The sequence below is a fragment of the Streptomyces sp. NPDC046977 genome (assembly GCF_040644455.1).
In the GTDB taxonomy this organism is placed as follows: domain Bacteria; phylum Actinomycetota; class Actinomycetes; order Streptomycetales; family Streptomycetaceae; genus Actinacidiphila.
The window spans coordinates 1-5698 of record NZ_JBEYWO010000078.1 but is presented as its reverse complement, the minus strand read 5'-3'; the positions used below and the strand labels follow the sequence as shown (position 1 = coordinate 5698).

Annotated in this window: 3 protein-coding genes and 3 pseudogenes; 4 read left to right on the top strand and 2 right to left on the bottom strand. The window is 68.1% G+C overall.

Features of this window, described 5'->3' with window-relative positions; translation table 11 throughout:
* Window positions 1-95: 95 nt before the first annotated feature.
* Window positions 96-653, top strand: a pseudogene (locus tag ABZ883_RS42935) (IS256 family transposase); the annotation flags it as partial.
* Window positions 654-662: 9 nt separating this feature from the next.
* Here ABZ883_RS42935 and ABZ883_RS42930 read toward each other — a convergent pair.
* A pseudogene (locus tag ABZ883_RS42930) lies at window positions 663-2747 on the bottom strand (ISAzo13 family transposase).
* 48 nt (window positions 2748-2795) lie between these two features.
* On the opposite strand from ABZ883_RS42930, the pseudogene ABZ883_RS42925 reads away from it, so the two are divergent.
* Window positions 2796-3272: pseudogene (locus ABZ883_RS42925) on the top strand (transposase); the annotation flags it as partial.
* 12 nt (window positions 3273-3284) lie between these two features.
* On the opposite strand, the gene ABZ883_RS42920 reads toward ABZ883_RS42925, so the two are convergent.
* Entirely contained in the window at window positions 3285-3515 is a 231-nt protein-coding gene (locus ABZ883_RS42920) for a hypothetical protein (RefSeq protein ID WP_360917731.1), read from the bottom strand.
* 299 nt (window positions 3516-3814) lie between these two features.
* Here ABZ883_RS42920 and phoU point away from each other — a divergent pair, with 299 nt between their 5' ends.
* A complete protein-coding gene (gene phoU, locus ABZ883_RS42915) occupies window positions 3815-4501 on the top strand; it encodes a phosphate signaling complex protein PhoU (protein ID WP_360917728.1) in 687 nt (228 codons plus the stop codon).
* Window positions 4502-4625: 124 nt separating this feature from the next.
* Window positions 4626-4793, top strand: a complete 168-nt coding sequence (locus ABZ883_RS42910) for a hydrophobic protein (protein ID WP_360915234.1) — start codon at window positions 4626-4628, stop codon at window positions 4791-4793.
* The last annotated feature ends 905 nt before the right edge of the window (window positions 4794-5698 follow it).

The window sequence follows — 5698 nt, the reverse complement described above, 5'->3', positions numbered from 1 at the left end:
ACAGACAGCCATGCACTCGAGACGACCAGGGACATTCAGGTCGGAAGCGGTGCCCCATTGATACTGCGCAGCCCGAACAAAAACGCAACAGGCTCACCGTCGAGCTGGCCATCCCCAAGCTCCGCAGCGGCAGTTACTTCCCGCACTGGCTCCTCGAGCGACGCCGCAGGGCCGAACAAGCCCTCATCAGCGTGGTGGCCACCGCCTACCTGCTGGGCGTCTCCACCCGCCGCGTCGAGAAACTCGCCGAGTCCCTCGGCGTTACCCAACTGTCGAAGTCCCAGGTCAGCTCCATGTCCAAGCACCTGGACGAGCAGGTGGCCGCGTTCCGCCACCGCCCCCTGGACGCCGGCCCCTACACCTTCGTCTGGGTCGACGCGCTGACCCAGAAGGTCCGCGAAGGCGGCCGCATCATCAACGTCCACGCGCTGATCGCGGTCGGCGTCAACGCCGACGGACACCGCGAGATCCTCGGCCTGGACGTCGCCACCGCCGAGGACGGCGCCGGCTGGTTGGCCTTCCTGCGCTCGCTCATCGCCCGCGGCCTGTCCGGGGTCCGACTCGTCGTCTCCGACGCCCACACCGGCCTGGTCGACGCGATCGGCGGCACCCTGCCCGGCGCGTCGTGGCAGCGCTGCCGCACGCACTGGAGCCGTAAAGAATCAACGTGTTGTCGCGGCCAGGAGGTCTGCTGCGGTGCGGTATCGGGTGGTTCCCGGTGGCGGCAGGTGGCCGTTTTGTTGGAGGAGGGGTCGCAGTTCGCGGACGACGTTGCCGATGGAGGACCTGCTCACGTCGCCCAAGGCGTCTGCGAGGACGTCCAGCGTGCACAGTTTCCGTAGGTAGATGATGGCGACGATGACCCGCTCCTGGTTGCCGAGTTTCTGTGGAAAGACACCGCCACGGCTGCTTGGCCGGCGTTCGCCTCTGCGACGCTCGTAGGTCACGCGCTCGGTCTGGGCGACTTGGCGGGGCGCCAAACGACTGATCAGCGCATGGAGATCGTGGCGTGACATGCCGGTCAGCGTCGGGTGGGACAGCTTGTCGATGATCTCGGTGCGGGCGGGTTGCTCGTCGCTGGCGAGGAAAGCCAGCAAGTCGGGGGCGGTGGGGAAGCGGACCGGGGCGGTTCCGGGGTCGTGGCCGCGGTTTTCCAGAACCTCGCGGGTCTCGTGGATGTGGCCAGCGATGCAGGTCGCGGTGACCTCCAGCAGGTCGGCGAGCACGTTCATCGAGCAGACCTGTCGTTGATAGAGCAGGGTGAGCAGGAGCCGGGCCGGGTCGTCGAAGAGCGGTTGGTGTCGGAGTTTGCCGGTGGCTCGGCGTGCCCGTCCGCCGCGTTGTTCGCTGAATCGTTGCTGGCTGCGGGAGGCCTGGGCGGGGGCGAGTGTGACGGCCAGTTGATCCAGTTGTTCGGCTGTGAGGCCGGTCAGCCGCTCATCGGCCAGTTTGGCGAGCATCGCCTGACGGTGCTGGGCGGGGCCTGCGGCCTCGCCCAGCGGGTCCGGGAGGACGGCGTCGCCGATGGCCTGGGGGTGGAGGGTGTAGTTCCACGCTCCGTGGACGGCGTGGTGCTCCAGCGGCAGGGCCGCGAAGCGGTCCTTGCTGATCGCGATACCGGTGGGATAGTCGCCGGTGTCCAGCACTGCTTCCACACGCAGGCCGGCCCGAGTACGCGTCGCGGCGATGGTCTGGATGACTACGTCGTGGCTGGTCAGTGGGCGCCCGCGCCAGTTGTGCGTGATGTGCGAGAAGAGCCGGTGCTCGATCTTGTTCCATTTCGAGGTGCCCGGCGGGAAGTGGCAGACCGTGATCAAGAGTCCCGTCTCAGCGGCCAACGCGGCCAGCTCGCTCTTCCACACCCGGTAGCGGTAGCCGTTGGAGCCGCCGGCGTCAGCGGTGATCAGCAGCCGGGTCGCGGTCGGATAGTCGAGGCTGCCGCGGGCGGTCCACCAGCGTCGGATGGACTCCACCGCGAAGACGGAGGTGTCATGGTCGATGCCGACGTTGACCCAGCCGGTGTTGCGGTCAAGGTCGTAAATTCCGTACGGGATGGCCTGCTCGACATCCGGGCCGCTGAAGAAGAAGTGGTGGTCTTCGACCTGGACGGGGTCGCCTTTCGGGCGCCACTCTCGTCCGGCCATGGGCAGTCGGCCGATCTGCTCGCACTTCTTGGTGTCCACGCTGATCACCGGTTCACCTGCCGCCTGATGAGCCTTGACCTGCTCGTTGAGATAGTGGAACTGGGCGTTCCGATCCGGGTGCTGGGTGCCTTCCAGGGTCTTGGCGTTGCCTTGCAGGCTGAAGCCCGCCTGCTTGAGCAGGCGGCCCAAGGTCGGCGCGGATGCCCGATACCCCTGCTTGGCCAACTCGTCCGACAGGTGACGCAGAGACTTGGTCGTCCACCGCAGCGGCGACTACGGATCGCCCCGCTCGTCCGGCTCGACCAGTGCCATCAGGGCCTTCACCATCACGGGGTCGACCGTCTCGGCCCGCTTGCGGCCCCCGCCCGGTGACCGAACCCGCCCACCGGGAAGCGGGCCGACCCTCGAGGACAGCTCGGTCACACCCCGGCGCACCGTGGTCTCACTCATCGATGCGGCCCGCGCGGCAGCCCGCACCCCGCCACGGCCAAGCAATCTTGCCTCGGTGGCCGCCGCCAAGCGCCGCTGCCGCTCATTGAGATGCGGAAACAACACCGCGAAACGAAAGGTGAGTTGCGACAAGATCTCCGCGGGGAATGTCATACCAGCCCAACGAGCCCGCGACCCCCGAAGCAACACGTTGATTCTTTACGGCTCCACTACGCCCGCAACCTGCTCTCCCAGGTCCCGAAATCCGTCCAGCCGTGGGTGGCCACACTGCTGCGGACGGTCTTCGAACAGCCCGACGCAGACGCCGTCCAGGCTCAGATGCGACACGTCCAGGAGGCTTTGGAGGCGAAGTTCCCCAAGGCCGCCGGACACCTGGATGCCGCCCGGCACGACCTGCTGGCCTTCACCGCCTTCCCGCGTGAGATCTGGCGGCAGATCTGGTCCAACAACCCCCAGGAACGACTGAACAAGGAGATCCGCCGCCGCACCGACGTGGTCGGCATCTTCCCCGACCGCACCGCCGTGATCCGGCTGGTCGGCGCCGTCCTGGCCGAACAGAACGACGAGTGGACCGAAGCCCGCCACTACATGGGCCGCGAGCTGCTGATCAAGGCCCGCCTCCACCCGATCGAGTCAGGAACCGACGACACCGCCCTGCTCACCACACTCACCGCATAGCCTCAAAAGAGATCACCGAGTGGCCGTCGATACACCACTCCAGCGGACGTGACCCTCCACCCAGCGCGGATCATCCACCAGCAGATCCGGGGCCGGCATCCCAGCCGACCGCAGGATCAGCACCAAATCACGCTCAGAGAACGCCACCCCCAGATACGCGTCCGCCCGGCCCTGGCGATGTATCGTCACCAGCCTGCCGCCACTCACCGACAGGCCGTGCACCACAAACCGCGCCTCCTCCATCACCCCAGCCTGCCCCACCAGCAGCCACTGTGCGCATCAGCCGCCAACCGGCGCACAGCACCACCCAAGGACTACGGCCCCGAGGTGCCGATCGCCGTCACGAGCAAGGACCGCCGGCGTCTCTCGGTGACGGGCGGAAAGAGGGGGAGCCGGCCTCGACTGCGGCACTCGGCCAGGGCTCCCGGGAAGCCAAGATGCCCGGCAGGCCCAGGGCGGCGCGCCTACCAGTTTCCCGGGCGTGTAGAAGGCTGACCGCCCGCGGGGGAAGACGACGGACCACCAGCACGGGAGAGGACGCGATGCGCGAGGCCCATCACGATGAACTGGAAGCCATTGGTGCGCGCCTGGTCGACATGGCCCACCAGGTCGGATCCGCCATGGGACGAGCCACCACTGCTGTGCTGACCGGCGACTTGGCGCTGGACAAAACCGTTATCACAGGCGACGAGCAGGTCGATACCCTGCAGCAGGAGCTGGAGGACCGGGCGATCACCCTGCTCGCCCGGCAGCAGCCCGTCGCCACCGACCTGCGGATCGTCATCACCTCCCTTCGCATGAGCGCCGACCTCGAGCGCTCCGGCGACCTGGCCAAACACGTCGCCAAACTCGCCCAGCTCCGCTCCCCACAACGAGCGGTGCCCCAGGACCTGAACGACACCATCGCCGAGATGGGCGACCTCGCACAGCGCCTGATGACCAAGGCCGCCGACATCCTGATCACCCGCGACGTCGACCGCGCCCTGGCCATGGAACAAGACGACGACCACATGGACACCCTGCACCGCACCCTCTTCCAGCACCTGCTCGACAACCACTGGAAGCACGGCGTGGAAACCGCCGTCGACGTCACCCTCACCGGCCGCTACTACGAACGCTTCGCCGACCACGCCGTCGCCGTCGCCAACCGCGTCGTCTACCTCGTCACCGGCGAACACACCGACAACCTCACCCCGCCACCCGTAGTCCCCTCAGGCAACCTGCCCTGACACCCGCGCCGCCGGACGGGCCGGCCTCAGCGGACCGGTTCGTCCTCCTGTTCGCATACTGGCCCCGCGGCCGGTGCGTAGTGACCGGATCGCGGGGCAGACGCAACGTCAGGAGGTTGACGACATGGTTCCTTTGCTGCTTGTCCTGCTACTCGCCCTGGTCCTGTTCGGCGCCGGGTTCGCCCTCAAGGCGCTGTGGTGGATCGCCATCATCGTGCTGGTGGTCTGGGTGCTCGGCTTCGTCTTCCGGGGCGCCGAGAGCGGCAGCCGCCGCCGGTGGTACCGGTGGTGACCTGACACCACCGCCCCACATCCACGGGCGGGGTTCGCGCTGCCGACAGGGCCGCGAACCCCGCCCTTTGCACTGCACGGTTAGGACGAGTCGGGGTAGACGAACCCCAGGCGGCTCGCCGGCGTCGCGCCGTTGGAACCAGCGCGAACCTCCCCGGCGAGCCGCCCCCATGGACACCGCCAGCATCGCACTCATGCGCGGACCGTCACCCGTCCTGTCCGCACGGACGCGATCCCAAGCAACCTGAAGACCCCCGTCGCCAATGTCGGCTACGAGAGCCGGCGCTGCGCCGAAGGGTCATCAGGGGTGTGGCGGCGGCCACAGGCGGGAAGCGTGAGCAGGCGCGGCTCCGGCCACCTCCACAGCGGACGGGGCCGCGTCCACGTGGCGCCGGGGATTCACCACCGCGACGGACACACGGCAACGCCACGTCTGGACCGGCTACCCGCACCTCGCCCCCTTACACCGCGCAATGGGACGCCACCGTTGCCGGCGCCCGGTCGTTGAACACTGCCCACGCACGGGTGGCGGCCGGTCTGCCGCACAACACGGGCGCCGAATCCGTGCTCCCCTGGGGCCCTGCGAAGAGTGTGCTTCGCAGACGACGAGCGCGCCCGAGCACGGACAGCTCGACGACGGCACCACGCCCGCCCATCGGCACAGGCGAGACAAGCTTCAAGGACGTGGCCTACGACCTGGTGTCCTTGCAATACCACTCGCTGAAGGCCGGACACGACTTTTTCAACGCGATGAGGGCAGGGTGCGGCGCTCACCCGTCCTGGGTGCGGCGGGCGCATGCGGCGACCATTCTCCGAAGGTCCCCTGCTTCTGCCAGCAGTTCCCGCTGGATATGCGCTCCCGTCCCGGTCTTCATGAGCCGGGCGAGGGATTCGTGGGCCGGGGCG

Excerpts from the sequence above, each read along its gene's own strand:
- ABZ883_RS42920 (WP_360917731.1), bottom strand. The coding sequence starts at position 3,515 with ATGGAGGAGGCGCGGTTTGTGGTGCACGGCCTGTCGGTGAGTGGCGGC.
- phoU (WP_360917728.1), top strand. The coding sequence starts at position 3,815 with ATGCGCGAGGCCCATCACGATGAACTGGAAGCCATTGGTGCGCGCCTG.
- ABZ883_RS42910 (WP_360915234.1), top strand. The coding sequence starts at position 4,626 with ATGGTTCCTTTGCTGCTTGTCCTGCTACTCGCCCTGGTCCTGTTCGGC.